The 24,978-nt window shown below is 71.1% G+C and carries 30 protein-coding genes and 1 pseudogene; 14 read left to right on the top strand and 17 right to left on the bottom strand.

The genetic code is table 11. From position 1 onward, the window contains the following. The 4 genes from ND450_RS16135 to ND450_RS16120 are packed head-to-tail and all read left to right on the top strand — an operon-like array spanning window position 1 to window position 3,648. A complete protein-coding gene (locus ND450_RS16135) occupies window positions 1–972 on the top strand; it encodes an N-acetylglucosamine kinase (RefSeq protein ID WP_253326937.1) in 972 nt (323 codons plus the stop codon). Then, entirely contained in the window at window positions 969–1,886 is a 918-nt protein-coding gene (locus ND450_RS16130; RefSeq protein ID WP_253326936.1) for a DMT family transporter, read from the top strand. The genes ND450_RS16135 and ND450_RS16130 overlap by 4 nt, the downstream gene beginning before the upstream one ends. Next, entirely contained in the window at window positions 1,883–2,803 is a 921-nt protein-coding gene (locus ND450_RS16125) for a 1-phosphofructokinase family hexose kinase (RefSeq protein ID WP_253326935.1), read from the top strand. Before ND450_RS16130 ends, ND450_RS16125 begins: the two co-directional genes overlap by 4 nt. Continuing rightward, window positions 2,800–3,648 carry a class II fructose-bisphosphate aldolase gene (locus tag ND450_RS16120; RefSeq protein WP_253326934.1) on the top strand — a complete coding sequence of 283 codons (849 nt, stop codon included), beginning with the start codon at window positions 2,800–2,802 and terminating at the stop codon, window positions 3,646–3,648. Before ND450_RS16125 ends, ND450_RS16120 begins: the two co-directional genes overlap by 4 nt. A 50-nt stretch (window positions 3,649–3,698) precedes the next feature. On the opposite strand, the gene ND450_RS16115 is transcribed toward ND450_RS16120, so the two are convergent. The 3 genes from ND450_RS16115 to ND450_RS16105 all read right to left on the bottom strand — a co-directional run bounded on the left by ND450_RS16115 (window position 3,699) and on the right by ND450_RS16105 (window position 5,544). After that, window positions 3,699–3,998 carry a hypothetical protein gene (locus ND450_RS16115; protein ID WP_253326933.1) on the bottom strand — a complete coding sequence of 100 codons (300 nt, stop codon included), beginning with the start codon at window positions 3,996–3,998 and terminating at the stop codon, window positions 3,699–3,701. Window positions 3,999–4,090: 92 nt separating this feature from the next. After that, window positions 4,091–4,906: a hypothetical protein gene (locus ND450_RS16110; RefSeq protein ID WP_253326932.1), complete on the bottom strand. Its 816-nt coding sequence runs from the start codon at window positions 4,904–4,906 to the stop codon at window positions 4,091–4,093. Further along, entirely contained in the window at window positions 4,903–5,544 is a 642-nt protein-coding gene (locus tag ND450_RS16105) for a hypothetical protein (RefSeq protein WP_253326931.1), read from the bottom strand. The genes ND450_RS16110 and ND450_RS16105 overlap by 4 nt, the downstream gene beginning before the upstream one ends. A gap of 373 nt (window positions 5,545–5,917) precedes the next feature. Here ND450_RS16105 and ND450_RS16100 point away from each other — a divergent pair, with 373 nt between their 5' ends. Then, a complete protein-coding gene (locus tag ND450_RS16100) occupies window positions 5,918–6,568 on the top strand; it encodes an NAD(P)H-binding protein (protein WP_253326930.1) in 651 nt (216 codons plus the stop codon). Window positions 6,569–6,758: 190 nt separating this feature from the next. On the opposite strand, the gene ND450_RS16095 is transcribed toward ND450_RS16100, so the two are convergent. Then, on the bottom strand, window positions 6,759–7,610 hold the full coding sequence (locus ND450_RS16095) for a helix-turn-helix transcriptional regulator (protein WP_253326929.1): 852 nt from the start codon (window positions 7,608–7,610) through the stop codon (window positions 6,759–6,761). A gap of 103 nt (window positions 7,611–7,713) precedes the next feature. On the opposite strand from ND450_RS16095, the gene ND450_RS16090 reads away from it, so the two are divergent. The 3 genes from ND450_RS16090 to ND450_RS16080 all read left to right on the top strand — a co-directional run bounded on the left by ND450_RS16090 (window position 7,714) and on the right by ND450_RS16080 (window position 10,095). Beyond that, window positions 7,714–7,881: a hypothetical protein gene (locus ND450_RS16090; protein ID WP_253326928.1), complete on the top strand. Its 168-nt coding sequence runs from the start codon at window positions 7,714–7,716 to the stop codon at window positions 7,879–7,881. Continuing rightward, window positions 7,863–8,822: an endo alpha-1,4 polygalactosaminidase gene (locus tag ND450_RS16085; protein ID WP_253326927.1), complete on the top strand. Its 960-nt coding sequence runs from the start codon at window positions 7,863–7,865 to the stop codon at window positions 8,820–8,822. The genes ND450_RS16090 and ND450_RS16085 overlap by 19 nt, the downstream gene beginning before the upstream one ends. Before the next feature lie 196 nt (window positions 8,823–9,018). Next, window positions 9,019–10,095 (top strand): BtrH N-terminal domain-containing protein, encoded by a 1,077-nt coding sequence (locus tag ND450_RS16080; protein ID WP_253326926.1) that lies wholly within the window; start codon window positions 9,019–9,021, stop codon window positions 10,093–10,095. Window positions 10,096–10,101: 6 nt separating this feature from the next. On the opposite strand, the gene ND450_RS16075 is transcribed toward ND450_RS16080, so the two are convergent. Together ND450_RS16075 and ND450_RS16070 are read right to left on the bottom strand one after the other, a co-directional pair. Beyond that, complete coding sequence (locus ND450_RS16075; protein ID WP_089911606.1) at window positions 10,102–10,770, bottom strand: response regulator transcription factor; 669 nt, start codon at window positions 10,768–10,770, stop codon at window positions 10,102–10,104. Beyond that, window positions 10,767–11,942, bottom strand: a complete 1,176-nt coding sequence (locus ND450_RS16070; protein WP_253326925.1) for a sensor histidine kinase — start codon at window positions 11,940–11,942, stop codon at window positions 10,767–10,769. Before ND450_RS16070 ends, ND450_RS16075 begins: the two co-directional genes overlap by 4 nt. A 155-nt stretch (window positions 11,943–12,097) precedes the next feature. Between ND450_RS16070 and ND450_RS16065 the strand changes: the two genes are divergently transcribed. Together ND450_RS16065 and ND450_RS16060 are read left to right on the top strand one after the other, a co-directional pair. Then, entirely contained in the window at window positions 12,098–13,027 is a 930-nt protein-coding gene (locus tag ND450_RS16065; protein ID WP_253326924.1) for an ABC transporter ATP-binding protein, read from the top strand. Then, the gene (locus tag ND450_RS16060) at window positions 13,027–13,866 is read left to right on the top strand and encodes an ABC transporter permease (RefSeq protein WP_253326923.1); all 840 of its coding nucleotides are present in this window, start codon (window positions 13,027–13,029) and stop codon (window positions 13,864–13,866) included. The genes ND450_RS16065 and ND450_RS16060 overlap by 1 nt, the downstream gene beginning before the upstream one ends. 81 nt (window positions 13,867–13,947) lie before the next feature. On the opposite strand, the gene ND450_RS16055 is transcribed toward ND450_RS16060, so the two are convergent. Next, window positions 13,948–14,547 carry a hypothetical protein gene (locus tag ND450_RS16055; RefSeq protein ID WP_253326922.1) on the bottom strand — a complete coding sequence of 200 codons (600 nt, stop codon included), beginning with the start codon at window positions 14,545–14,547 and terminating at the stop codon, window positions 13,948–13,950. 49 nt (window positions 14,548–14,596) lie between these two features. Beyond that, window positions 14,597–15,319: pseudogene (locus tag ND450_RS46050) on the bottom strand (ABC transporter substrate-binding protein); the annotation flags it as partial. A gap of 467 nt (window positions 15,320–15,786) precedes the next feature. Here ND450_RS46050 and ND450_RS16040 point away from each other — a divergent pair. The 3 genes from ND450_RS16040 (at window position 15,787) to ND450_RS16030 (ending at window position 18,276) form a co-directional block, all read left to right on the top strand. Beyond that, entirely contained in the window at window positions 15,787–16,626 is an 840-nt protein-coding gene (locus ND450_RS16040) for an oxidoreductase (RefSeq protein WP_253326919.1), read from the top strand. 245 nt (window positions 16,627–16,871) lie between these two features. Beyond that, on the top strand, window positions 16,872–17,429 hold the full coding sequence (locus tag ND450_RS16035) for a snapalysin family zinc-dependent metalloprotease (protein ID WP_253326918.1): 558 nt from the start codon (window positions 16,872–16,874) through the stop codon (window positions 17,427–17,429). Window positions 17,430–17,757: 328 nt separating this feature from the next. After that, entirely contained in the window at window positions 17,758–18,276 is a 519-nt protein-coding gene (locus ND450_RS16030; RefSeq protein ID WP_253326917.1) for a hypothetical protein, read from the top strand. Window positions 18,277–18,282: 6 nt separating this feature from the next. On the opposite strand, the gene ND450_RS16025 is transcribed toward ND450_RS16030, so the two are convergent. From ND450_RS16025 to ND450_RS16010, 4 genes are all read right to left on the bottom strand, one after another. After that, window positions 18,283–18,585, bottom strand: a complete 303-nt coding sequence (locus tag ND450_RS16025; protein ID WP_253326916.1) for a DUF3099 domain-containing protein — start codon at window positions 18,583–18,585, stop codon at window positions 18,283–18,285. Between the two features lie 20 nt (window positions 18,586–18,605). Beyond that, window positions 18,606–19,472 (bottom strand): MerR family transcriptional regulator, encoded by an 867-nt coding sequence (locus ND450_RS16020; RefSeq protein WP_253326915.1) that lies wholly within the window; start codon window positions 19,470–19,472, stop codon window positions 18,606–18,608. Beyond that, complete coding sequence (locus tag ND450_RS16015) at window positions 19,469–19,762, bottom strand: WhiB family transcriptional regulator (RefSeq protein WP_089912587.1); 294 nt, start codon at window positions 19,760–19,762, stop codon at window positions 19,469–19,471. The genes ND450_RS16020 and ND450_RS16015 overlap by 4 nt, the downstream gene beginning before the upstream one ends. A gap of 109 nt (window positions 19,763–19,871) precedes the next feature. Next, window positions 19,872–20,321, bottom strand: a complete 450-nt coding sequence (locus tag ND450_RS16010; protein WP_253326914.1) for a MarR family winged helix-turn-helix transcriptional regulator — start codon at window positions 20,319–20,321, stop codon at window positions 19,872–19,874. 71 nt (window positions 20,322–20,392) lie between these two features. Between ND450_RS16010 and ND450_RS16005 the strand changes: the two genes are divergently transcribed. After that, window positions 20,393–21,655: an FAD-dependent monooxygenase gene (locus ND450_RS16005; protein ID WP_253326913.1), complete on the top strand. Its 1,263-nt coding sequence runs from the start codon at window positions 20,393–20,395 to the stop codon at window positions 21,653–21,655. A gap of 18 nt (window positions 21,656–21,673) precedes the next feature. On the opposite strand, the gene ND450_RS16000 is transcribed toward ND450_RS16005, so the two are convergent. From ND450_RS16000 to ND450_RS15980, 5 genes are all read right to left on the bottom strand, one after another. Further along, complete coding sequence (locus ND450_RS16000) at window positions 21,674–22,366, bottom strand: anti-sigma factor (RefSeq protein WP_253326912.1); 693 nt, start codon at window positions 22,364–22,366, stop codon at window positions 21,674–21,676. Beyond that, window positions 22,353–22,940, bottom strand: a complete 588-nt coding sequence (locus ND450_RS15995; protein WP_253326911.1) for an RNA polymerase sigma factor — start codon at window positions 22,938–22,940, stop codon at window positions 22,353–22,355. Before ND450_RS15995 ends, ND450_RS16000 begins: the two co-directional genes overlap by 14 nt. 37 nt (window positions 22,941–22,977) lie before the next feature. Further along, on the bottom strand, window positions 22,978–23,145 hold the full coding sequence (locus ND450_RS15990; RefSeq protein ID WP_253326910.1) for a hypothetical protein: 168 nt from the start codon (window positions 23,143–23,145) through the stop codon (window positions 22,978–22,980). Window positions 23,146–23,288: 143 nt separating this feature from the next. Next, window positions 23,289–23,786, bottom strand: a complete 498-nt coding sequence (locus ND450_RS15985; protein ID WP_253326909.1) for a hypothetical protein — start codon at window positions 23,784–23,786, stop codon at window positions 23,289–23,291. A gap of 209 nt (window positions 23,787–23,995) precedes the next feature. Continuing rightward, window positions 23,996–24,934, bottom strand: a complete 939-nt coding sequence (locus ND450_RS15980) for a LysR family transcriptional regulator (protein WP_253326908.1) — start codon at window positions 24,932–24,934, stop codon at window positions 23,996–23,998. Between the last annotated feature and the right edge of the window lie 44 nt (window positions 24,935–24,978).

Here is a 24,978-nt window from a genome sequence, read left to right as displayed (position 1 = left end):
ATGTTCCTGGGTGTCGACGGTGGAGGTACCAAGACGGCGTTCTGCCTGGTCGATCCGGACGCCCGGGTCGTCGCCGAGGCGCGCACCGCAAGCGTCTACTACCTGAGCGAGGGCATCGGGATCGTGGAACCCCTGCTGCGGCAGGGGATCGACGAGGTCTGCGCCACCGCCGGCATCCCGGTGGACGGCATCACCTTCGCGTTCTTCGGACTGCCCGCGTACGGGGAGATCAGCGCCGACGTGCCGGTGCTCGACGCGCTGCCCGCGAAGGTCCTCGGCACCGCGGACTACCGGTGCGGCAACGACATGATCTGCGGCTGGGCCGGGTCGCTCGGCGGCGTCGACGGCATCAACGTCGTCGCGGGCACCGGCTCGATCGCGTACGGCGAGAACGCCGGCAGGCAGTGGCGCGGTGGCGGCTGGAGCGAGCTGTTCGGCGACGAGGGCTCCGGCTACTGGGTCGCCGTCAACGGCCTCAACGCCTTCAGCCGCATGGTCGACGGACGGATGCCCGCCGGTCCGCTCGTCGAGGAGATGCGTGCAGCGCTGGAACTCTCCGCCGACTTCGACGCCATCGACGTCGTGGTCAACCGGTGGCACGGAGACCGCGGCAAGATCGCGAACCTGAGCAAGGTCGTCGTCCGGGCGGCGGACGCGGGGGACGCCGTCGCCGCGGACGTCCTCCGGCGAGCGGGCCAGGAGCTCGCACTCCTCGTCGACGTAGGCCGCGAGGCGCTGGAGTTCGAGGCCTCGCAACAGGTCCCGGTGTCGTACTCGGGTGGCATGTTCGGCTCGGCGCAGGTGCTGGCGGCGTTCCGCGAGTCGCTCACCCACGACTTCGACCTGCGCGCACCACTGCTGGAACCGCACGTCGGTGCCGCGCTCCACGCGGCACGCCTGCACGGACACCTCCTGCGGGCAGAGCACGTCCACACAGCCGCAGCGCTCTCCCCCGTGAGGAGCCGAAGATGACCGGACCAGGCGTGTCCACCTCCCTCCGCCCGACCAGCTGGATCCCGTACGCGGGGCTGCTGGTGCTGTTCTGGGGCGTCTGGGGAGCCTTCTCCGCCCTGCCCACCAAGCTCTACGCCTACCCCGACCCGATGATCTACGTCGTGTGGGCGTTCACGATGCTCATCCCGGCGTGGTTCTCGTTGCGCGGCAAGAGGTTCGACCGCAGCAGGACGGCCGCCGGGTACGGCCTGCTGATCGGGCTCACCGGCGCGGGCGGCCAGCTGGTGCTGTTCAAGGCGCTCACGATCGGACCCGCGTACGTGATCTTCCCCATCGTCGCGCTGTCCCCGGCGATCACCGTCCTGATGGCGTTCGGCCTGTTGCGCGAACGGCTCGGCGCCCTGTCCTGGACGGGCGTGGTGCTCGCTTTGGTCGCGGTGGTGCTGTTCTCCGTGTCCACCGGGGAGGCCGGTGACAGCGGGTGGGTCTACCTGCTGCTCGCGGTCCTGGTCTGCGTGGCCTGGGGCGTGCAGGCGTACTACATGCGCAAGGCGGCGGTGGCCGGGGTCGACGACGCCTCGACGTTCGGCTGGATGACCATCAGCGGCCTCGCGTTGATCCCGGTGGCGCTGCTCATGATGGGCGGCCTCCCGCTGGACTTCCCCTGGCAGGCTCCCGCCCTCACCGCCGGGACGCAGGTCCTGAACGCCGTCGGCGCGCTGTTCCTCGTGATGGCCATGAGCCGCGGCAAGGCCTCGATCGTCGCACCGGTCACCAACGCGCTGGCACCTGTGCTGACGATCGTGCTCTCGCTCATCGTGTTCGGCGCGCAGCCCAGCGCGTTCCAGATCGCGGGCATCGTCCTGGCACTCGTCGGCTCGACGTTGATGGTCTACCGAGCCGAGAAGAGCAGCGAAGCGGTTCCGGCGTGACCGACCGGATCATCACCGTCACGCTCAACCCCGCCATCGACGTGACCTACCGGGTGGACGCCCTGAGGGTCGGGGAGACGGTCCGCGTGCCGCAGGTGCGGTCGCGGGCCGGCGGCAAGGGCGTGAACGTCGCGGCCGTGGTGAACGCGTTGGGAGGAAACGGCTTCGCGCTCGCGCTCACCATGACCGCGGAACCCGACGAGTTCCGCACGGGCCTGGAGGAGCTGGGAATCGCTCACCGGCTCGTGCCCGCGCTGGCGTCGGTGCGGCGAACAGTGGCGGTGGTGGCCGAGGACGGCACCACGACCATGTTGCAGGAGAACGGTGCCCCGGCCTGCGATGGCGCGGAAGCGGTGATCACCGGCGCACTGCAAGACGAACTGGAAGCCGGAGCGGGAGCCGTGGTCATCTCCGGCAGTGTGCCGCACGGCCTGCACCCGGCAGTTCCCGCCCGTCTGGCCCGGTTGTGCGCGGAGTTCGGCGTGCCGGTCATCACCGACGTGTCGGGACCGGCCCTCCGCGCGGCCGCGGACAGCGGAGCGGTGCTGATGCCCAACTCCGACGAACTGGCCGAACTCGTCGGCGGTGCAAGGACTCTGCACGACCTGGTGGCAGGGGGAGCGCCCGCCGTGGTGGCGACGGCGGGCGCGGACGGTGCGGTCGCGGCGACCGCGGACGGCACCTGGCAGGCCCGCCCGGCGGAGGTCGTCACCGGCAACCCGACCGGCGCCGGGGACGCGGCCGCCGCCGCGCTGGCACTGCACCTCGCGGCGGGGCGCGACGTCGACTGGCCCGCCGCGCTCGCCGACGTGGTCGCCACGTCCGCGAGCGCGGTGCTGCGGCCGGTGGCGGGCGAGATCGACCTGGGGGCCAGAACCCGCTGGATTGCTCTGACGACGGTGAAGGAGACACGGTGAACTGGACGACGTTGCTCGGCGACCTGCGCGAGGAGCGGCGCGCGGTGGGGGCGTTCAACGCGATCCTGATCGAGCACGCCGAGGCCATCGTGGCCGGCGCGGAGCACAGCGGACTCCCGGTGATCCTGCAGATCTCGCAGAACGCCGTGCGCTACCACGGTTCCCTGGCACCGTTCGCGCTCGCGTGCCTGCGGCTCGCCGAGGACACCTCCGTGCCCGTGCTCGTCCACCTCGACCACGTGGAGGACGAGGACCTGATCCGCGAAGGGCTCGACCTCGGCATCACCTCGGTCATGTTCGACGCGTCCAAGCTGCCCTACACCGAGAACGTCGACCGGACCCGCGCCGTCGTGGAACGCTGCCACGCCACCGGATGCCTCGTCGAAGCGGAACTGGGCGAGGTCGGCGGCAAGGACGGCGCCCACGCGCCGGGAGTGCGCACCGACCCGGCCGAAGCGGCGGCGTTCGCAGCGGCGACCGGCGTCGACACGCTCGCCGTGGCGGTCGGTTCGTCACACGCCATGACGGACCGCAGCGCCGTGCTCGACGAGGACCTGATCGCGGCGCTCACCGACGCGGTTCCCGTGCCGTTGGTGCTGCACGGCTCGTCCGGTGTGTCCGACGACGGCCTGCGCGGAGCGGTGACCAGCGGGATCGTCAAGGTCAACGTCGGCACGCGCCTCAACCAGGTGCTGACCGAGGCGGTGCGCGCGGTGCTCGACGAGCGGGAGCTCCTGACCGACCCGCGCCGCTACCTCGCGCCCGGCCGCGACGCCGTGCGCGACGAGGTGGCGAGGCTGCTCACCGTGCTGGCCGGAGCGGACTCCACGAGCGCGGTGCGCTGAGGGGGTGCGGGTGATGGCCGGCGCTGGTGTTCGTGAGCCGGCGAAGGCTTCTACGCCGAACAGGTCGTGGTGCCCGCGGCGAGCGTGGTGGCGGCGCCGCGGGGATCTCGCTCACCGCGGCGTCCACCGTGCCGATGAACGCGCTGACCGCTTGGCTGGCGCTGGCCCGAGGAGCGTACCTCGGGGTCGCCGTGGCCGCCGGCGGCCACGCGGTCCAGCTCGCCCTGTCGGACGGGCTCACTGTTCTCGCCGACGCCGCACCATGCGATCGGGACCTCGCCGCCGCTGCCGGGGTGCTGACTCCGCGCGTGCACGCCGTGCTCCGGCCGGACCAGGCCGCGCACGCGCATCGGCTTCTCGCGGCCGGGGCTTGCGCGGCCGTCTGGTCCTGGACTTCTCCTGACGACCGACGAGCAGGCCTGCGGCCGGTACGGCGATCTCCTCACGCCGGCGGGTCGGTGATCCCGTCGCCGAGCCGGGCGGTGTACTCCCGGTGGTAGTCGTTGGGGTTGTTCCGCAGCACGGTGCCGTCGGGCATGAACTTGGCCCAGCCGGTGGCGGCCGTCGTGCGCAGCTCGAACGCCCTGACGGTGGTCGGATCGTCCCCGTCCGGGGTGAACTGGAGCTGCCACCGGACGTCGTCGCGATCGGTGACGGCGGCCAGGACGAGTCTCCTGTTCCCGCCGGCGGCGATCGGGATCTGGATGCCCGTCGCGGTCCGGTCCTGTCTGACAAGGCGCAGGCAGGCGGGTTCGGCGTCGAGCAGCACCTCGATCTCCGGCTTGAGCTGCATGGTGTCGTCGGTCAGCACGACGTCACCGGTCGCGGGCGGCTGCCGCTCCAGCACGTGGGGCCGGATCCAGACCTCCGCGGCCTCGGTTCCGGTCCAGGTCATGTCCAGGACCACCCGGTGCTTGCTGGGCGCCACGTGGTCGGAACGACGCGACACCGAGGGCGGCGGGGTCAGCAGCCAGTTCCGCGTCTCGACGCGAGCCCGCACCACCAGATCGCCCACTTCCACCACGTGCTCCCCGACCGGCCCGGAGGCCTGCGGCCGGAACCACACGCGAACACCGCGTCCCCGCGAAGGCGCGGGGACGAGCTTCGGCGGGGTGCGGTTCGCCCGATCGCGGCTGAACCACGCGACGGCGGCGACGACCAGGGTCGCTCCGATCCAGGCGGGCGGCGATGACGCCGCTCCGGTGACCAGCACACCGGCGATCACCACCAGGGCCGTGACCAGCACACGCGTGATCATTCGGTACCTCCGTCGAGTCCAGGCGGGAGCGGTGTGGTGCGGAACGGCTCGCCGTCACGGCCGATCCGTTCGGTGCCCGACCGCGCGCCGAGGCGCCAGTCCAGCTCCAGCCACCACCGGACCTCGCTGGTGGTGGTCAGCGCGGTCACCGCGAACAGTTCCGGGCCGCCGGCGGTGACCTTGTACGGAAACGGGGCCGCGGCGCCGTCGACGGGCCGCGGTACGGGTTCGCGCTGGTCCAGGTCGACCACGAACTTGCGCGGTTCGAGCACGTCCGCCGCGGCGGACGCCAGGTCCGGGCCGGGCGGGCTCCGCCGCTCGACCACGACGCGCAGGTCTCGCAGCACCACGGCCTGGCTGCTGCGGGTCTGCACCAGCACCGCCACCTGATGTCCGCTCACAGGGACGTGCTCACCGGTGGACCGCTCGAACACCGCGTCCTTGGCGGGCACTTCGACGGTGACCACGAGCGGGTTGGTGATGTGCTGGTACGCCGCAGCTGTCCCGGACTTGAGCGAGTCCTTGAGCAACCCGGCCGCGATCGCCCCCGCTCCGGCTGCGAGCCACCCCCACCCGGTCCCGGCCGCCGCGGCGATTCCGACACCGGCGCCGGCGACCGCCACGACGAACCCGGACACGACGGCGATCCGCCCGCGTCTTGACCGAGGCACCACTGAACGCATGACTTCCCTTCGGACTCACGACCGGTGGTCATGGCGAGCAGGAGCGCGACAACGCCGAGTCTGCGAGATCAACCCCGGTCAGGGCGCGCAGCGGCCTGCGCCGGACGTCGCCCACCCCCCTCGGCGACATCTTGCCGAGTCCGCGGACGACTGCGGTGCACGTGCGGCCTGCTTCACCCGAACGCCTCAAACCGATCCGCCCGTTGCGCCGCATCGGCGCGCGGCGCAACGCCCGTGCGAACGCGATGAGTGCTGCTCCGGTGGTGTTGGTGCGGCCCGCGGCTCAGCTCGGCGATCATCGAGCGGAGGAGGGCCTTTGATCGTCGTCATGGCTGCGTCCGGTGCGCTGGCGCGCCTGATCGTCGAGCGGCTGGCACCGCGCACCGAGGTGGTCGCGGCCGTCCGCGACCCGGCCCGCGCGCCGGAGGGTGTTGCCGTGCGGTACGGGGACTACGACTACCGGGCCAGTCTGCTGGCGGCCTTCGACGGCGCCGCCGAAGTGCTGCTCATCTCCTCACCCGAACTGGACGCGGCGAAGCGCGTGACGCAGCACCGCAACGCCGTCGACGCCGCCCGTGAGGCCCGCGTGGGCGCGACCGTCCACACCAGCTTCCTGGGTGCCGACACCACGGCGACGGGGCTCACCGAGGCTCACCACGCGACCGAGTGGGCCCTCCGGGACAGCGAAGTGCCGCACGCGGTGCTGCGGAACCCGTTCTGCAGCGAGGCGTTCGTGCCGGGGATCATCGACGGTGAACTGACGGGCAGCGCGGGCGGCCGCGGGCTGAACACCGCGTCCCGCACCGACCTCGCGGACGCCGCAGCCGAGGTGCTCCTCGACGGCGAGCACCTCGGCAGGGCCTTCGACCTCACCGGTCCTCTGTGGACGCACTCCGGGGTCGCCCGCGTTCGTCGCCTGCACGCCCTGGGTTCAGGGGTGCTGACGTCGGGACCCGGTAGGTTCGACGTGCCGACGTGACGGTCTCCGGGAGACCGCGATCAGCACCGACAACGTCACCGCCTGCGCGATCAGGACGAGCACGAACAGCGACCGGCTGCGGTAGCGGTCCACGAGCCGGCCGCCGACCGGGGTGCCGGGAACACCACCGACCGTGCCAGCCGCGAACAGGGCGAGGTCGTGCCTGCCGGGGGCTGTGGCGTCGAGGTGATCACCGTGCCGGCGAACGTGAAGTCCCTGAACGCGCCGAGCCGAGCGCCGAGCCCAGCAACGCGAGCTTCTCGGCGTGCTCCGAACCGGCGTCGGGGTGGTAGACGACCAGCATGATCCCGTCGGTGCCGGCGACGAGGTACTTCTCCCGGTTGAGGGTGATCTCCCCGAGCTGGGGGTGGGTGAACCGGACCGTGCCGCTCATCCGCGGACGCACGTCGTGTCGGGCCCAGAGCCGCTGGAACAGCGGGCTCGCCAGGGTGAGCTCGCCGACGAGCTCGATGAACCTCGGGTCGTCGGTGTCGGTGCCGACGGCCTGGCGGAACCCCGCGATCAGGTAGGCGGCGGCCAGCTCCCAGTCCTGGAACATCTCCTTCTCCTCGGGGTCGAGGAACACGTCCCGCAACCGGTTGGCCCCCGCGGTCAGCCGGGGCGACAGGGCCGTCGCCAACGGGTTCGCGGCGAGCACGTCGAGGTAGCGGCCCTCGACGAACGCCGGGAACGGCAGCACCGAGAGCAGGTTGGCCGTACCGGTGGGAACGACCTCCCGTCGCGCCCGCCTGCGCTTGCGGGGCTTCTCGGCGACGAGCCCGACCAGGTACTCGCGCGCGTCGTCGTCGAGCTGCAGCACGGTGGCCAGGGACTCCAGCACCTGCACCGACGGGTGGCGGTCGCGTCCGCGTTCGAGGCGCAGGTAGTAGTCGGCGCTGATGCCCGCGAGCATCGCCACCTCCTCGCGGCGCAGCCCGGGGACCCGCCGGACCCCGTGCACCGGGATGCCCGCCCCCTCGGGCGTGACGAGCTCGCGCCGGGCCCGCAGGAAGGCGCCGAGCAGGTTCGGGTCGTCGGTCATGCCTCCACCGTAAGGCGGTCCGGGGGATCGTGAGGGGCCCTGTCACTCCCCCCGGTCGACAAGGGTTCTGGCTGGGCGTCGCGATGCTGCCCGTGGCCGTGACGTGGCTGCCGCGCACGTGCTCGCGATGACCGCCCCCGGTGCGGCCGGCCGGCGGATCGTGGTCGCGAGTGGACAGTCGATCGCGTTGAACGTGGGCGCGCTGCTGAAGGCCGACGTCAACGCCGCGGCGCAGTGCGTGCTCCCAGGACGTTGCCCGACTTCGTGGTGAAGCTCGCCGCGTGGTTCGCCCCGGAGGACCGGTCGGTGGCCGCCGGCCGGAGCATGGTGGAGCAGGAACTCGTCCCGCGGCGGTGTGATGGAATGGACCAGGTGAGTGCCTCCGTTCGCCCGGCCTGGGCGGTCCTGGTGTCGATCGCGCTGCTGGCCGGGTGTTCGGGTCAGGAGGCCGCCCCGGCGCCGACCGCGCCCCGCGCCGACGTGGCGCTGCCGCCCTCACCCGCCGTGCTCGACTACCAGCTGGCCGCGGCCTACCCGCCCTCCGCGGGCGTCACGCTGGTCGCGCGCGACAGCACCGCCTCGCCGGCACCGGGTGTGCACAACGTCTGCTACGTCAACGGTTTCCAGACGCAGCCGCAGGACCGCGAGCTGTGGCTGACCCAGCGCGGGCACCTGGTGCTGAAGGACTCGGGCGGCGAGCCCGTGATCGACCCGGACTGGCCCGACGAGCTCCTCGTGGACACCTCGTCACCGTCCAACCGGGACGAACTGGCGAGGCTGGTCGGCGAGTCGATCACCCGCTGCGCCGACCGCGGCTTCCAGTCCGTCGAGATCGACAACCTGGACTCTTACTCCCGCTCCGGCGACCGCCTCACCGCCGAGCACAACCTCGCGTTCGCGGCACTGCTCAGCGCGCGGGCGCACGACCGCGGCCTGCCGATCGGCCAGAAGAACTCGGCGGAGATCAGCAGGCGCGCCCACGACGAGGTCGGGTTCGACTTCGCCGTCACCGAGGAGTGCCACGCCTTCAACGAGTGCTCGACCTACACCGACGTCTACGGCGCGCATGTGATGGACGTGGAGTACACCGACAACCTGCGCGGCACGTTCGCCGAGGTGTGCGCGGACCCGGCGACGCCGAGGACGACCACCCTGCGCGACCGCATGCTCGTCGGGCCGGAGAACCCGGATCACGTCTTCCAGCACTGCTGACCCGAGGTTAGGATGGCCACCGGCGTGTTCCACGCCCAACCTCCTGACCGGGTGCCCACGCCATCCGGCCACAGCGGAGGCAAAGGGGACCTGTGCGCCTCGGGACGCCCTCCTCGTCATGCCTGGAACCAAGGCTGTCGTGACATCGGGGCGCGTGGGGTTCGGATGTCGGACGCGACGGCCGAGGAGTTCGGTGATGACGTCACGCAAGCAGTTCAAGGCGCAGGTGCGGGCCCGCATGGCCAAGACCGGTGAGCGCTACACGACCGCGTTCGCCCACCTGAGCGGTGCCTCGCCGGACGGCGGCTGGGTGCTGCGCGGAGGCACGGACCCCGACGCGGCGGGACTGAACGCCATGCTCGCCGCCCGCGGCATCACCGGCCTGAACGAGGCGCTGGTGTTCGGCATCGGCGGCGGGATCGGCGCCGGCTACATCCTGTGGGAGTTCAAGCAGCACAACAGCCGCCACGTCACGATCGGCTTCACCAACACGTGGCAGTACGTCACCCGCCGCAGCGAGAAGGTCCTCGAACGCCTCGGCATCGCCCACGAGTGGCACCGTTCGGCGCCCAAGGCGGCCCAGGCGTGGCTGACCGCGCGCCTCGACGCCGGCGACGCCGTCATGGTGTGGCCCGACCGCTACCAGATCGGCTACTGGGACCTCCCCGAGGAGCTCGACGGCCACGGCGGCCACCCGGTCGTCGTCTACCGCGCCGCGGGGAACCAGGTCTACCTCGACGACCGCAACCAGGTCCCGCTCACCGTCGCGCGCGAGGACCTGGACCGGGCCGTGGCCCGCGTCGGCACCTGGAAGAACCAGGCACTCGTGATCACCGACTCCGACCGGGCGCCCGACGTCGAAGCCGCGGTGAGCGAAGGCCTGCGGGACGTCGTCGAGCACCTGTCGGCCAAGTCGGACTCGTTCTCCCTGCCGGCGTGGCGCAAGTGGTCGCGCATGATGACCGACACCAGGGCCGCCAAGGCGTGGCCGAAGGTCTTCGCCGACGGACAGGGCCTCGACCACGCGCTGCAGAGCGTGCGCGAGGGAGTGGACGGCCGCTACGGCGTCACCGGCGGCAACCTGCGGCCGTTGTTCGCGGACTTCCTCGAGCAGGCCGGGCATTCCGGGCTCGCGCCGCGGTGGCGGGAGATCGGCGCGATGTGGACCGCGCTGGGGGAGATGACCGAGTTCCCGGCCATGGGCGCGCAGCTCGCGGAGCTGCACGCGGCGGAGACCGACGCGATCGCGCGGTTGAAGGCCACCCTGCGCTGAGGCCCGTCAGGGCGCCGGGTCACCGGGCCGGACCAGGCCGTTGTGGTAGGCGATGACGACGAGCTGAGCACGGTCCCGCGCCCCCAGCTTGGTCATGGCCCGGTTGACGTGGGTCTTGGCGGTCAGCGGCGACAGCACCAGGCGCTGCGCTATGTCCTCGTTGGACAGTCCGTGGGCGACGAGGACGACGATCTGGCGCTCGCGGTCGGTGAGGTCGGCCAGCGCCGGCAGCGGCACGGGCTCGGGCTGGTTCAGGACGTGCTGGACGAGGCCCCTGGTGGCCTTCGGGGACAGCAGGGCGTCCCCGGAGGCCACGACCCGGACGGCGTGGATCAGCTCGTCGGGGCCCGCGTTCTTGCCGAGGAACCCGCTGGCGCCGGCGCGCACCGCGTGCAGCACGTTCTCGTCGTTCTCGAACGTGGTCAGCACGAGGACGCGCACGCCGGCGAGGTCGTCGTCGGCGGCGATGCGGCGGGTGGCCTCGATGCCGTCGACCTCGGGCATGCGGATGTCCATGAGCACCACGTCCGCGCGGGTGGCGCGGGCGAGGTGCACGGCGTCGCGCCCGTTCACCGCCTCGCCCACGACCTCCAGGTCCGGTTCGGCGTTGAGGATCATCTTGTAGCCGGCGCGGATGAGGGCCTGGTCGTCGGCGAGCAGCACCCGGATGGTCATGTGGTGGCCTTCTGCGTCGGGGCGGGGAGTTCGGCGTGGACCGCGAAGCGCCCGTCCGGCCGGGCGGTCGCGTCGAGGGTGCCGCCCGCGGTGGCCGCGCGTTCGGTCATGCCGAGGATGCCGTAGCCCGAGGTGACCGGCGCGCGATCCACGGCGATGGCGTTGACGACGTCGAGGACGAGGGAGTCTTCGGTGTAGGTGATGGTGACGCAGGCCGTTCCGGTGCCGTACTTGTGCGCGTTGGTCAGCGCCTCCTGCAGGATCCGGTAGGCCGCGAGGTCGACGACCGCGGGCAGGTCCCTCGCCTCGCCGGCCTGCCTGCGCTCCACCGTGAGGCCGGTGGCGGCGAGCGAGTCGATCATGGTGGTGAGCGCGGCCAGCCCGCGGACGGGTTCCCTGTCGTGGTCGTTGTTCTCCCGCAGCACCCCGACGATCGAGGCCAGTTCGCTCAGGACGGTGCCGCAGGCGTCGCGGATGTGGGTGAGGGCCCGGCGGGCCTGGTCCGGGTGGCGGACGAGGACGTGGCTCGCCGCTCCGGCCTGGACGTTGATCACCGCGATGTGGTGGGCGACCACGTCGTGCAGGTCCCGCGCGATGCGCACCCGTTCCTCGGCGACGCGGCGGGCGGCCTCCTCCTCACGGGTGTGCTCCGCGCGGCGGGCCCGTTCCTCGACCTCGGCCACGTAGGCGCGGCGGCTGCGGACGGCGTCCCCCGCGGCGGCGGCCGCGGCGATCCCGGCGAGCACGGCGAAGCTCCGGGGCGACCACGGGGACGACGTGTCCACGAAGGTGTCGACGACGTAGAGGCCGACGGCGATCGGGGCGGCCAGCAGCACCCCGGAACGGCGGCCGGTGGCGGCGGTCGTGGTGTAGGTGAGCACTCCGAGGGTCACGACCAGCACGGGCTGCAGCACACCCGTGGCCAGGACCATCGCCAGCGCGGCGACGGCGGTGCCGACCAGGTTCAGCGCGGGGCGCAGGCGGCGGGTGGACACCGCCACCACGACGACGGCCAGTGCCACGACGTCCCGCGTGGTGAGGGCCCCGTCGGTCTGGCCGCGCATCCCGCTGAGCTCACCGGCGACGCCGCCCGCCACGACGACGCACGTGAGAGCGATGTCGCGGAGCACGGGGTGGCTCGCCACCCACCTCCAGACCGACATCCGCGTCATGACGATCAAACTAGACGCCCCGGCGGCCCGGAGGCATCTCGCCGCCGTCGTACCGCGAACCGGGTGCCGTACCACGAACGCAGTACGGGCGAGTGTCCTATGTGTCCACGGCCGTACGACGCGCACGAGCCCGTGTCCGGAGCATCGTTCTCGGCATGATCGAGCTGCGGCACCTCACGAAGACCTACGGCACCAAAGTGGCCGTGGACGGCATCACCGCCACCATCCGGCCCGGAGTCGTCACGGGCTTCCTCGGCCCCAACGGCGCCGGCAAGTCCACGACCATGCGCATGATCGTCGGCCTCGACCGGCCGACCTCCGGCACGGCGCTCGTCAACGGCCACCCCTACGCCACCTCCCGGGCACCGCTCGCCGAGGTGGGCGCGCTGCTCGACGCCAAGGCGGTCGACACCGGCCGCAGCGCCCGCAACCACCTCCTCGCGCTCGGCGCCACCGTCGGCATCGGCCGCCGCCGGGTCGACGAGGTGCTCGGCCAGGTCGGGCTGACCGAGGTGGCGCACAAGGCGGCCGGGTCGTTCTCGCTCGGCATGGGCCAGCGCCTCGGCATCGCCGCCGCACTGCTCGCCGACCCGGCCGTGCTGCTGCTCGACGAACCCGTCAACGGCCTCGACCTCGACGGCATCCAGTGGATCCGCGACCTGCTCACGGAACTCGCGGGGGAGGGGCGCACCGTGCTGCTCTCCTCGCACCTGATGAGCGAGATGCAACTGGTCGCCGACCACCTGCTGGTCATCGGCCAGGGACGGATCCTGGCCGACTCGTCGATCGCGGACTTCATCGAGGAGTCCCCCGGAGGCAACGCGGTCGTCGTCGTCTCGCCGGACGCCGGCAGGCTCGCGGCACTGCTCGCCGGGGACGGCATCTCGCTGACGACCCGCGAGCCGGGCCGGTTCGAGGTGCGCGGCACGACCTCGGCCGCGATCGGCGACCTGGCCGCGGAACACGGGCTGCGCGTCCACGAACTGACCCCCGTCACCGCCTCGCTCGAGTCCGCCTACCTCGAACTCACGCGCGACAGCGTCGAGTACACCGCCACCGTCCCCACGCACGAACTGGCAGCCTGATGACCACCACCCTCCCCGCACCCGCGACCCGAATCCGCCCCCAGACGCTCACCAGAGCCGTCCACTCCGAATGGATCAAAACCCGCAGCCTGCGCAGCACCTGGGTGGGCATGGCCGCGGTCGCCGTGGTCATGATCGGCTTCGGGGCGATCGCCTCCGCGGTTTCCACCGGCTCCGTCGCGCCCCCCGGCCCGGGCGGCTCCGACGGAGGCGGCCCGTTCGGCGGTGGCGGACCCCTCGCGACCGTCCTCACCGGCTCCACGTTCGCCGTGCTCCTGATCGGCGTCCTGGGCAGCCTCGCCGGCGCCCGCGAGTACGGCTCCCGCATGATCACCGCGTCCGTGGTGTCCGTCCCCCGCCGCTGGCAGGTGGTGGTGGCCAAGGCCGTCGCCCTGTCCGCCGCCGTGGTCCCCACCGCGCTGATCGCCGTTCTGGGCTCCTACGCGGTGGGCACGGCCATCTTCTCCGCGAACGACGCCCCGACCGCCTCGCTCACCGACGACGACGTCCTCACCACGTTGTTCGGCATGGTCGGCTACATCACCGCGATCGCCCTGATCGGCCTGGGCCTGGGCATCCTGCTGCGCAGCGTCGCGGGCAGCATCGGCGCGGTCGTCGGCGGCATCCTGATCCTGCCCACCATCGCCGGCGCGCTGCTGCCCGACAGCTGGGACACGATCCTGCGCTTCCTGCCGAGTTCCGCCGCCTCCGCGTTCACCGCGGTGGCCGCCGCGGGCGACAGCAAGCTGGGTGCCGCAGCAGGTGTCACGGTTCTGGCCGGCTGGGTCGCCGCCGCTCTCGTCGCCGCGGTGGTCAGCCTGAGCCGCCGGGACGTGTGAGGCCTGCGGGCCGGCTGGGAGGGTGCGCCTTCCCGGCCGGTCACGAGCGTGTTGCCGGTCGTCGCCGTGCTCCCCCTGCGCTCACTTCGCCGACCTGACCAGCCGCAACCAGTTGTCCCCCACCAGGAACGTGTCGACCTGCGGGTCGAAGACGAACTCGTCGCGCAGCGCGATGCCGGTCTGCGGCTCGAACAGCGGGACGTAACCCAGTTGCTCGGCGTTGAGCGCCATCAGCGACCTCAGCTGTGCGAACCGCGCCTCCGCGCTGCTCGGCGCACCGATCTGGTCGACGACCTGGCGCACCTCGTCGGGGTGGAAGTTGGCGGTGTTGAAGCCGTTCGGCCTCGCCGAGTCCTCGTCGAACAACACCGACGCCAGCTCGCCCGCGTAGGGGGTGCCGCCCCCGGCGCGGATGATCTGGATGCCCAGGTCCTGGTGCGCGTAGATCTGTGCCACCCACTGCTGGCGCGGCATCGGCTTCGGGGTGAGCCTGATGCCGATCCCGGCCAGGTTGCGGGCGAGGTCCTCCAGGGTGAGCTGGGCCCACGGCTCGTCCGAGGCGTAGGGCGCGTCGACGGTGAACCCGTTGGGGTGTCTGGACTTCTTGAGCTCCGCCGCGGCCTTGCCCAGGTCGAACTCGGGCAGCGCGATCGACTCGGTGAGCTCGGCGGCGGTCCTCACCGACCGTCGCGGTCAGCTGCGCGGTCGTGAACGGGCTGGCGGCCAGGTCGGCCCGGCCACCGAAAGCGGGCACCAGCAACCCCTTCCGGTCGACCGAGTGCGCGATCGCGCGGCGCACGTGCTCGTCGTCGAACGGGGCCGTGGCCGTGTCCAGCGACAGGTACGTCGTGGTCGTGCTCCGCACGAACTGGGCGCGCACACCGCGGAGCTGTTCCCACTGCTGGGCGTGCTGCACCGGGAAGTCGATGGTGCCGTCCACCTCACCGGCCTGCACGGCGCGCCGCAGGGCCTCCGGGTCGGCGATGGGCTTGATCTCCGCGGAGACGACCTTCGGCTTCGCACCCCAGTACTGCTCGTTGCGGCGCAGCGCGACGCCGCCGGCCGAGGAGAACGACTCGACCGTGTACGCGCCTGAACCCATGCCCGGCCTGGCACCGGTGCCGAGCTCCTTGCCCGCGGCCTCCACATAGGACTTCTGCTGCACGAACCACGCCAGCGCGGGCGTGTACTGGAACGCGGCGTCCGGGTGGCTCAACCGGACGGTCACCTCGCTCGGCCCGCTCACCTCCACCGCCTTCACCGCCGCGAGCAGCTGCGCGGACTCCGAGGCGGTGGCCGGGTCGAGCTGCCGCGCCAGCGAGAACCGGACGTCCTGGGCGGTCACCGGCTCGCCGTTCCAGAACTTCACGCCCTGGCGGATCCGGTAGACGTAGGTGTGGGAGTCGGGGCTGGACCACGACTCCGCGAGCCCGGACTTGAGATTGCCCTTCATGTCGAGCGTGAGCACGGAGTCGAAGAGGGCCGCGATGGCCAGGTAGGACGTGCCGTCGAGGCTGTGCGCGATGTCGAGCGAGCGAGGTCCGGCGGCCACCGCCCACGTCGGCTTCGGGATGTCCGCGTCGTGCGCGACCGCGGACCGGTCGCTTTCCGCCGCACCGGAACAGCCCGTGAGCGCGGTGGAGACGGCGAGCCACGTCGCCGTGGTGCGGCTGAGGTTCCAGAGAACGCCCTTTGGCAGGTCGAAGGTGCTTTTGGCACGTGATCGCCGCAGCGTAGGAACTCGAACACGCGAAATCTTCGTGCGGAACAACGAAAGAACTCCGGCCGGCTTGTGTCGGCGGACCGTCCTCGACGGAGCACCGGCGCGGCAATGGGGGTGCACTGCACCCACGCCCGGCAGGCCGAACCTCATTACGGTCGTTCACACAGGCCCAACCGAACCACGGAGGAGACACGAGCATGACGCCGCGCAGATGGCTCATCACGGGATGCTCGGCCGGACTCGGCCGGGTCCTCGCCGAGGCGGTGCTGGACCGCGGTGACCAGGCCGTGGTCACCGCGCGCGACCCGCGGTCGCTGGAGGACCTCGTCGCCGCCCACCCCGGGACGTGCCGGGCGGTCGCGCTCGACGTCACGCGGGAAGGAGACGCCGCGGCCGCGATCTCGGTGGCGGAACAGGAGTTCGGCGGACTGGACGTGCTGGTCAACAACGCGGGCCAGGGCATGGTGGGTGCGATCGAGGAGGGTTCTCCCGAGGAGTACCGGCCGCTGTTCGAGACCAACGTCTTCGGCGTGATCGAGACGACCAGGGCCGCGCTGCCCGCCCTGCGGAAGGCGGGCGGCGGGCGGATCGTCATGATGTCCTCGGGTGCGGGGATCGCCGGGAGCGCCGGCAGCGGTTACTACAACGCCACCAAGTTCGCCGTCGAGGGCCTGTCCGAGGCGCTCGCGCAGGAGGTCGCCCCGTTCGGGATCGCGACGATCATCGTGGAGCCCGGCCCGTTCCGCACGGAGTTCCTCGGCCGCTCCATGCGGATGGCCGCGGCAGAGATGCCGGAGTACGCCGGCACGGCCGGGGGCCGCCGCCGCTACCGCGCCGAGCACGACGGACGGCAGCCGGGCGACCCGCGCAAGGCGATCGACGTCCTGCTGCGGGCGGTCGACGCCGAGCACCCGCCACTGCACCTCCCGCTCGGTGCAGGGGTCTACGCCGCCGCCAGGAGGAAGTTCGCGGGCTTCCTCCAGACGATGGACGAGTGGGAGCCGCTCGCCTCCAGGACGGCCTTCGAGGACGCCTGAACCGTCCTCGTACGCCTGGACCGGTATTGCGACAATGCACGAGCAGTGCGACACGCATCGTGACGAACATTCGCCCTCTTCCCGCGTGTTCGCCGCATTCGCCCGAATAGCGGGCGAAGTCAACGGTCAAGAGCGTTCGCCCGCTTCACGCCAATGGCGGGCGAATGGACGCGAACACCTTCCTTACGTTGAGTTGGCGGAACCGGAAAGTTCCATTCTTCGCACCCTGCAAGCGAGGAGAAATCATGTTCAGGAAAGCCGTCCTGGCCGTCGCGCTCGCCGCGGCCACGACCGTCGTCGCACCCCTGACCGGCCACGCGTCGGCCGGCGCCCCGCCCACCGCGGCGGCGGTCAACGTCTACTACGACACCAGCAGCGCACCCACGTTCGCGAGTGCCATTCGGCAGGGCGCGGCGAACTGGAATGCGCGGGTGTCCAACGTGAAACTGGTAGAGAACCGCAGCGCGGCCACTCTGCGCTACCGCGAGGGCAACGACCCGCGCGGTTCGTACGCCTCGACCAACGGCCACGGCAGCGGCACGATCTTCATCGATTACACGCAGGCGCGGCAGTACTACGTCACCCGCATCACCGCCCACGAGACCGGGCACGCCCTCGGTCTGCCCGACCACTACAGCGGCCCGTGCTCGGAGCTGATGTCGGGTGGTGGTCCGGGCACGTCGTGCACCGTCGCCTCGCCGAACGCCACCGAGGCGGCCCGGGTCAACTCCCTGTGGGCCAACGGGTTCGCCGGCACCTACGAGTGGAAGGTGATCTACGAGCAGGTCCCCGTCCACTCCTGAGCGCGCACGACCGCGAGGCCCGGGTCTCCAGTGGACCCGGGCCTCGCCCGTGCGCCGGGGAGTGGGCTTGCGGAGCGCGGTGGACGCTGCACATCACTCCATCGTGCGACCGCGGCCGCTGCTGATCACATTCGGTCGCCGCACGTGGCTCCTGCGTCGACTTGATGCCGCTCTCCGAGTGGTGGAGCGCCTCAGCGATCGAATCCGGTTGCTACACAGCGCTTCCGCGATCAGGCGTCAGGTCGCCCGGTTCGGGGACGTCTTCGCGGCAAGATCTACCATCGGCTGCGGCCAGACGGGTCGTCGAGCAGGAAGGTCCACACCGCACATGATCTCAGATCGGGACGACCTGCTGGCGGACGTTGTGTCGTCGAGCGCAACCACCACCCACACCGGTCCGCAACCGGACGGCGCGACCTGGGCGCGAGCGGCCATCGGCGCGATCAACCGGCGCGACCACGCGAACGCGATCGTCGCGGTGCGGATGGTGATGCAGGACGAGGCGTCCCGGATGGCCGCGCTGGACGTGCTCACCTCGGTGCTGGTGCACGGCCTCCCGATGGGCGGTCTCAGGCCGGACGCGCGCGTCCCGATCGGGATGACGGTGCTGAAGGAGGAACACCACTGCGCCAAAGCGGTCGAGCACGCCGCAAGCCTCCTGACCGCGGTGGCGAACAGCGACGTCGGCCTCGCCGGACCGGCGCTCGAAGCTCTTGCGGGCGACCACGGCTTCGACATCCTCATCGTCCTGGTCCGCGAGGCAGCGGCACGTCTCGAGCACTTCGTCGGCGTGGACGGCGACACCGCCGACGCCTACTACCTCGTGACCGGAGGCGGGCAGCTCTGATCCCCTCTACGGGTGCCGGTCGCCGCTGGTGATGGCGCGGCGGAACGGTCGCGGGCGCCGCGGTGTCTCCGCCTTGCGCGGAGGCCGGTCGTTGGCGATGAGGACGGCCATCCACGGCAGCGGAACCGACAGCAGGATCAGGGCGAGCGCCAGCCACCAGATCTTCGCGAACACCACGGCGAGCACGATGCACGGGATGCGCAGGCTCATCATGACGGCGTACCGGCGCCGTCTGGCCGCGAGCTGCTCCTGGTGGGACGGTGCCGCCGAAGTGATCAGCACGGGTTGGTCGCCGCGGTGCGGGTTCACAGTTCGACCTCCGCTCTCGCTCAGGGGGAAGTGCGGGCGAGCACCAGTTCGACGGCCTCCGTCAGCGACTCGGGCCGCTGCACGAACGAGGGCAGCGGTACCCCGGCCCAGCCCGGTCCCGCGACTGCGAGCAATGAATCAGAGTGCGCGTGCAGCTCGTCCAGGGGAACCGCTGCCGTCAGATCGGCGCGATGGGCCCAGATCAGCGTGACGCCCGGCCGCAGAGCGGCGACAGCGTCGCACAACGCGCGAGGAGGCACCCGAGCGCCGAGACTGCGCCACGGGCAGTCCTGTTCGGACAGCGCGGCTCCGAGGGCTTCCAGGGCCAGGACGTGTTGTTCCTCCGGTGCGGTCGACAGCAGTGCCGCAGGCGGGCCGGGCACGGTCGACCGCGGAACGCCTCGCATGGCCTGCAGAACGCTCGCGCTGGCCAGGTGCTCGATCTCGACCCCGCTGCCGCGGGTGGCGATCATGTCACCGATGTCGGTCAGGCAGGGGACGAACACCGAGTCCCACGCCGCGACGACGCCGTGGTCGGCGATGAGCTTGCCGGCCACGTCGAGCATCGACGACTCGTCGAGCCGGTTCGCGGAGGTGACGAACGCGAGCCGAGCAGTCCGCGCGCTGTCGTCGTCCAACGGCGACCGCGCCCGGAACGGTCCGCCATCGCGTTGCCGGCGGGCGAGTTCGGCCGCGGCCGCCGGTGTGACTCCCCGGGCGGTCAGCGCCATCATCCGCCGGATGAGCTCCACATCGGCGTCCTCGTAACGACGATGACCGCCTTCGCTGCGCTGCGAAGGACCCATGCCGTAACGCTGGTCCCACGTTCTGAGCGTGGTCGGTGCGATTCCCAGCATCGCCGCCACCGCGCGAGGCGTGTAGGTCACGGCCGCCTTCGGCGGGACTGCGCGGTGAGCATCGCCCGCAGTTCGCTTTCCCCCAGACCACCCCAGATGCCGAAGGTCTCCTGGACCTGGAGCGCGTGTTCGCGGCACTTCTGCATCACGGGGCACCTCTGGCAGATCGCCTTCGCCGCCGCTTCGCGTGCCTCTCGTGCGCTGCCCCGCTCGTTGGGTTTGTGGAAGAAGTAGGTGCTGTCCATGCCTCGGCACAGACCGGACAGCTGCCAGTCCCACGACTCGGTCACGGGCTGGGGCAGGCGGGAGAGCTCGGGCACGGTGCACGACCTTCGCTGACAGATGATCACGATGCGCTGGCTCCAAGGATAAATTCGACTCAGAAACGACGCAACTCGGGGTCGAGATCCCCGGGGCAGTGCGGTCCGGTCACGTCTCAGGCTGGTGCTGCTCGATCGTCGCGCGCACGACGCCGAGGTAGCGGGCGACCACGTCGAGCTCGTCGGCGGTGAAGCCGGACGTCGCGGTGAGCAGCGCGGTGTTGACCGAACCGAAGAACTCCCTGCCCTCGCTGAGCGCCGAGGTCGTGATCCGGAGGACGAGTCGCCGGCGGTCGGACGGGTCGGGAACGCGCTCGAGGTGGCCCGCCGCCACCAGGCGGTCGACCAGTGTCGTCGTGGCCGCGGTGGTGACGCGGAGCTGGCGCGCGAGCTGCGAGGGCCCGATGTCGTCCCCTGCGGCGCCGGCGTCCATGACCATCGCGAGTGCGGTCGCGTCGGTCCGGTTCAGGCCTGTGGCCTGGGCGAACGCATCGCCCAGGCGGGTGGTGACCGCTGCCACGGCCCGCACCTGGTCCAGCACTTCCTGGTGCAGGGACACGCCATCTCCCGTCATGCAGGCCCGGCCGGACCTAGTTAGATTTCCTAGTAGTCAATCTACGGGAGTTTTCGATGGTCGAACCACAAGAGGTCACCGAGGCGGAGTGCGTCGTCGTGGGCGGTGGTCCGGCCGGCGTCGTCCTGGCGTACCTGCTCGCCCGCGCCGGGCTGCGCGTCGTGCTGCTGGAAGCGCAGGCGGACTTCAACCGCAGGTTCCGCGGCGACACGCTCGCCCCGTCCGTGCTCGACTACCTCGACCAGCTCGGACTGGCGGACGAGATCCTGAACACCATCCCGCACACCAGGGCCCGAGCCTTCCAGTGGCACACGCCGAAGAAGACCTACACGATCGCCCGTTACGACAAGACCAGCGCGAAGCACCCCTACTACGCCCTGATCCCGCAGGCGTTGTTCCTGCCGCACATGGTGAAGCTGGCGGCGGTGTATCCGGGCTTCGAGGTGCGCATGCGAGCCAAGGTGAACCAGTTGCTCCGCGACGACACCGGCAGGGTGTGCGGAGTCCGGCACACCGGTGAAGGCGGGCAACGCGAAGTGCGCGCCCGCCTGGTCATCGCCGCTGACGGGCGCAACTCGAAGGTCCGCGTCCTCGCGGGCGCCCAGACGATCCAGCTCGGGGCGAGCCTCGACCTGCTGTGGCGCGAATTTCCCCGCCGCGACGGCGATCCGGCGCTGTCCGGCCTGCAGCTGTTCGGACATCCGCTCGGCACGATCGCCGTGCTCAACCAGGTCGACCACTGGCAGATCGGGTTCACCATCGAGGCGGGGTCGTTCCCGCGCCTGCGGGAAGGCGGTGCCGGCCCCGTCGTCGCCGCGCTGCGGACGAGCCTGCCCTGGCTCGGCGACCGGGTCGACGCCATCGCCGATCCGGCGGAGTTCACCCTGTTGCCCGTCCGCATCACGAAGGTCGACCGGTGGTACCGCCCGGGAGTCCTGCTCATCGGCGATGCGGCGCACGTCATCTCACCGGTCGGCGGCAACGGCATCAACTTCGCGATCTGCGATGCCGCGGAGACGGCGAACCGGATCGCGGGCGTGCTGCTCGAAGGCGGACCCGACGCCGAACTGGACGCGGCCTGCGCGGAGGTCGAGGCGCGCAGGAGGCCCCCGGTGCAGGCCGAGCAGGAACGTCAGGTGCGCATCGAACGCGGCAGCGCCGCGCGCGTCCGTCGCGGCCTCGCCAGTCCGGCGCCCGTGCTGCGGCTCGTCGCCGCGGTGAAACCTCTCGCCACCTTCTTCGGTTCGCTCAACGCCAAGGGGCTGATGGCGCCGGCCGCCCCTTCGGACGTCATCCTCCGGCGCCAAACCGAGGTGTGAAGCCGCGCGTGACGGCGGTCAGCCCAACTCACCCCGCAGCACGCTGACGCCGTGTTCCTGTTGCCCCAGTCGCTGAGCGGACACGTCGACCACCTTGAACCGGGTCAGGTCGACCTCCGCCGGAACCGGCAGCTCGACCTCGCCACCCGTCAGCACGCCGAGAGGGATCATCGTGTCGACGCCGTCGTAAAGCCACACCTGGTAAAGCCCTTGCGGTGCGGGCATTCCGGCGACGGCGACCCGCATCACCGCGTGGTCTCCGGCACGGACCACGCGCACGGTGCCCTGGGCGTCGCCGGGAGCCGTGCCGAACCGGGACAGCTGTGCTCGTGCCAGCAGTTGTTCCGCCGCCACCGGTGTGCTCGTGGCGGCTCTGTCCACGACGACCGCAGAGGCCGCGCCGATGGCCGCGGCCGCGGCGGCGACCGCGAGCAACGCCCGGACCCGGCGACGTGGCCGCTGCGGTGGGACCGCGACGACGGTCGTGTTCCGCCGGTCGACCTCGGCGGTGATGCGGTCCCAGACGGCCTCCGACGGCATGGGCAGGTCGAGTTCGACGTGGCTTTCCCTGCCCAGGGCCACCACTTCACGAAGCGACGCCAGTTCCGCACGGCACGGGGCACAGCCGCGAACGTGGTCCGAAGTGGACCTGTCGGTGGGTTGCTCGCCCAGGGCGACGAGCGTGAGCTGATCGGGGTCAGCGTGCGACACCGTCCACCTCCCACCGCTTCCTCAGCCTGGCCACACCGCGGCGCAGGTGGCTCTTCACCGTGCCCAGCGGCAGGCTGGTCACCGAAGCGATCTGTTCGTGCGTGAGATCATCGTAGAACGCCAGGAACAGGACGCGTTGTTGCTGGAGCGGGAGCTCGCCGATCGCCTCGAGCACGATCATGCGGTCCACGATCCGTTCGGGTCGCACGGCCTCGTCGGACATGGTTTCGGTGCTGCTGCTCCGAAGCGCTCTCACGGTGTTCGTCTGGCGGCTTCGCGTCCTGAGCTGGTCGAGGCTCCGGCTGCGCGCGATGGTGAGCAGCCAGACGAGCAGGCTTCCCCTCGCCGGGTCGAAGCTCCCCCTGGTGCGCCACGCCGTCACGAAGGTCGTCTGGACGATGTCCTCCGCGTCGGCGTGCGTCCCGAGGGTGGCCGCCGCGACCCGCAGCACCGCCGGGGCGTAGCGGTCGTAGACGGCGCGAAGCGCACCGTCGTCACCGGCGACGAAGGACTTGGCCACATCGTCGGCGGTGTCACCTGTGTCGTTCACGGCCGTGACCACCGCGGGCACCATCGGACCACCTGACCTGATCCAGAGCCTGCCGGCGGGCTCAGCGGAGTACGGGGTCGCCGACGATGGCGAAGCTGATCGCGGACCCGTTGGTGCGCGCGAGGAACGGCTTGACCTTCACGCCCAGCGAGGTGAGCACGGCCGCGGCCGCACCGCCGGCGACTGCGATGCCGAACGCCGGTGCGGCGGCGATCAGTCGGTTGCGCATCGAAGCACTCCTCAACTCGTCCGTGGCTGGATGAGTCGGGTACGACCGGCGTGGCCGCCGCGGATGCACCTCGCGCCGAGAAAGCCGCGCTCGTTCTGCGGGTGGTGTGTGCCGTTCTGGCGGCACACACCACCGGGGTCACCTCACCACTGGCAGTGCAGGTGCGTGGCATGGCCCGCGTCACCGGGGCCGAGCACCAGGACCGCGCCGTTGTTGCGGCAGCTCTGCATGACCCCCTGGTAGTACGGGTTGGACGAGCTGACGGAACTGCCGTTGATGCTCGCGACGTCGAACGCGACGCCCTGGTAGTGCTTCGACCCCGCGCTGTGCGAACCGCCGGCGATCTCGCTCAGGGTCAGGCGGTAGGCGGATCCGACGTAGTAGAGCCCGTTGAGCATGGAGTTCGCCAGGCAGACCGAACCACCGGGGGCCGTGCCGTAGCTGCTGCGCTGGGCGGCGAGACCCGACGCGGCCTGGTTGATGTTCTTCAGCGCCGTCGCGTTGTCCGCCACGCCGCTCTCGTGGTAGTTCCAGAACGAGGTGCGGCCCTGGTTGATGACCGACAACGCGGTCGCGGAAGGGCAAGGTCCTGCGGAGGCCGAGCCGGGCAGCGCGACCACCACCACCGCGGCCGTGGTCACTCCGGTGACGAATGCGAAAATCCTTCGCGCGAAATTCATGGTGCGAGCCTTTCGTTCGAGAACAATGTCGAAAGGCTAACAATTCGAACTGGTGCTCTGAAGCGTCGAATTTAAACATATCGCCGTGTGAACACCATTGGCGCTATGTCGCGATGTGCGATTTGTGATGCCCTGAAGGAATATGTCGAGATCACAAAGGATTTCGTGTGTCAGAAATGCGGCATCGCGGTCGGGTTCTCCTCCAGCCAGTGGAGGTACTGCGGCATGACCGGGGCCAGGGCCGCGTGCCTGCGCTGGTGCTCGTCGACCAGGGACCTGATCAGGGACGTGGACACGGAGGCCTCGCGCCACACGCAGATCTTGCGTTCCGCCGGCCCGTCCGCCAGTGGCCGGACGTCGACGCGGTAGCCGTAGAACGCACCGCACAGGGGACTGGCCAGCCCGATTCCGGTCCCGGTCTCGACAGCGGGGAACAGCGTTTCCACGTCACCCCAGAGACGCACCTCCGGCATCGCGGAGACTTTGCGCAGCGCCCGTCCGATGATGGTGCGCAGCGTTCCGCCGGAGGGCATCAGCCACGGCTCGCCCGCCAGATCAGCGAGCCGGAGGACGTCACGCCCGCTGAACGAGTGGTCCCGCGGCATGGCGACCCACAGGGGCGTTTCCAGGACCACCGCCATGCGCAACCCGGGCGCCGGCCGATAAGGGGCCACCGGATCGTCGACCAGAAGGGCGAGGTCGACGGTGCCGGCCTCCACGAGCGCTTTCACGACCGTGTCCTGATCGCGCGTGACGTGCACCTGCCACCCGGCTTCGAGCAGGAACTCGGTCGTCAGCGCCGGGTTGAGCGAGGCGGCCATCCTCAGCTCACCGCCCGTGGTCCCGCGGAGTTCGTCGAGCTCGGCGATCATGTCGTCGACCGCGGTGATCACCCGGCCGGCGTGCTTGACCACGACGAGTCCGGCGGGGGTGAGCGTGACGCCGTCGACGGAACGGTCGACCAGTGCCATCCCGAGGGCCTTCTCCATCCGGGCCACCTGCCTCGACAGGGACGGCTGGCCGACGCCGAGCCTCGCCGCCGCCCTGCGGAAACTGCCCTCGATCCGCAGCACGTCGAGCGCGCGCAGGTGGCGGACGTTGAACTCCACGACAGGTCACCTCATCGGCCGCACGGAACGTGGTCTCGAGCGGT

The sequence above is a fragment of the Lentzea sp. HUAS12 genome (genome assembly GCF_024125735.1).
GTDB classification, from domain to species: Bacteria; Actinomycetota; Actinomycetes; order Mycobacteriales; family Pseudonocardiaceae; genus Lentzea; species Lentzea albida.
This window is presented reverse-complemented; position numbering and strand designations above follow the sequence as displayed.

Bases quoted from the DNA above. Each gene is read 5' to 3' on its own strand.
- ND450_RS16135 (WP_253326937.1), top strand. From the start codon at position 1: ATGTTCCTGGGTGTCGACGGTGGAGGTACCAAGACGGCGTTCTGCCTG.
- ND450_RS16130 (WP_253326936.1), top strand. From the start codon at position 969: ATGACCGGACCAGGCGTGTCCACCTCCCTCCGCCCGACCAGCTGGATC.
- ND450_RS16115 (WP_253326933.1), bottom strand. From the start codon at position 3,998: ATGCGCGTGCGCGGCCTGGTCCGGCCGGAGCACGGCGTGCACGCGCGG.
- ND450_RS16110 (WP_253326932.1), bottom strand. From the start codon at position 4,906: ATGATCACGCGTGTGCTGGTCACGGCCCTGGTGGTGATCGCCGGTGTG.
- ND450_RS16100 (WP_253326930.1), top strand. From the start codon at position 5,918: ATGGCTGCGTCCGGTGCGCTGGCGCGCCTGATCGTCGAGCGGCTGGCA.
- ND450_RS16095 (WP_253326929.1), bottom strand. From the start codon at position 7,610: ATGACCGACGACCCGAACCTGCTCGGCGCCTTCCTGCGGGCCCGGCGC.
- ND450_RS16080 (WP_253326926.1), top strand. From the start codon at position 9,019: ATGACGTCACGCAAGCAGTTCAAGGCGCAGGTGCGGGCCCGCATGGCC.
- ND450_RS16075 (WP_089911606.1), bottom strand. From the start codon at position 10,770: ATGACCATCCGGGTGCTGCTCGCCGACGACCAGGCCCTCATCCGCGCC.
- ND450_RS16070 (WP_253326925.1), bottom strand. From the start codon at position 11,942: ATGACGCGGATGTCGGTCTGGAGGTGGGTGGCGAGCCACCCCGTGCTC.
- ND450_RS16065 (WP_253326924.1), top strand. From the start codon at position 12,098: ATGATCGAGCTGCGGCACCTCACGAAGACCTACGGCACCAAAGTGGCC.
- ND450_RS16060 (WP_253326923.1), top strand. From the start codon at position 13,027: ATGACCACCACCCTCCCCGCACCCGCGACCCGAATCCGCCCCCAGACG.
- ND450_RS16040 (WP_253326919.1), top strand. From the start codon at position 15,787: ATGACGCCGCGCAGATGGCTCATCACGGGATGCTCGGCCGGACTCGGC.
- ND450_RS16035 (WP_253326918.1), top strand. From the start codon at position 16,872: ATGTTCAGGAAAGCCGTCCTGGCCGTCGCGCTCGCCGCGGCCACGACC.
- ND450_RS16030 (WP_253326917.1), top strand. From the start codon at position 17,758: ATGATCTCAGATCGGGACGACCTGCTGGCGGACGTTGTGTCGTCGAGC.
- ND450_RS16005 (WP_253326913.1), top strand. From the start codon at position 20,393: ATGGTCGAACCACAAGAGGTCACCGAGGCGGAGTGCGTCGTCGTGGGC.
- ND450_RS15995 (WP_253326911.1), bottom strand. From the start codon at position 22,940: ATGGTGCCCGCGGTGGTCACGGCCGTGAACGACACAGGTGACACCGCC.
- ND450_RS15990 (WP_253326910.1), bottom strand. From the start codon at position 23,145: ATGCGCAACCGACTGATCGCCGCCGCACCGGCGTTCGGCATCGCAGTC.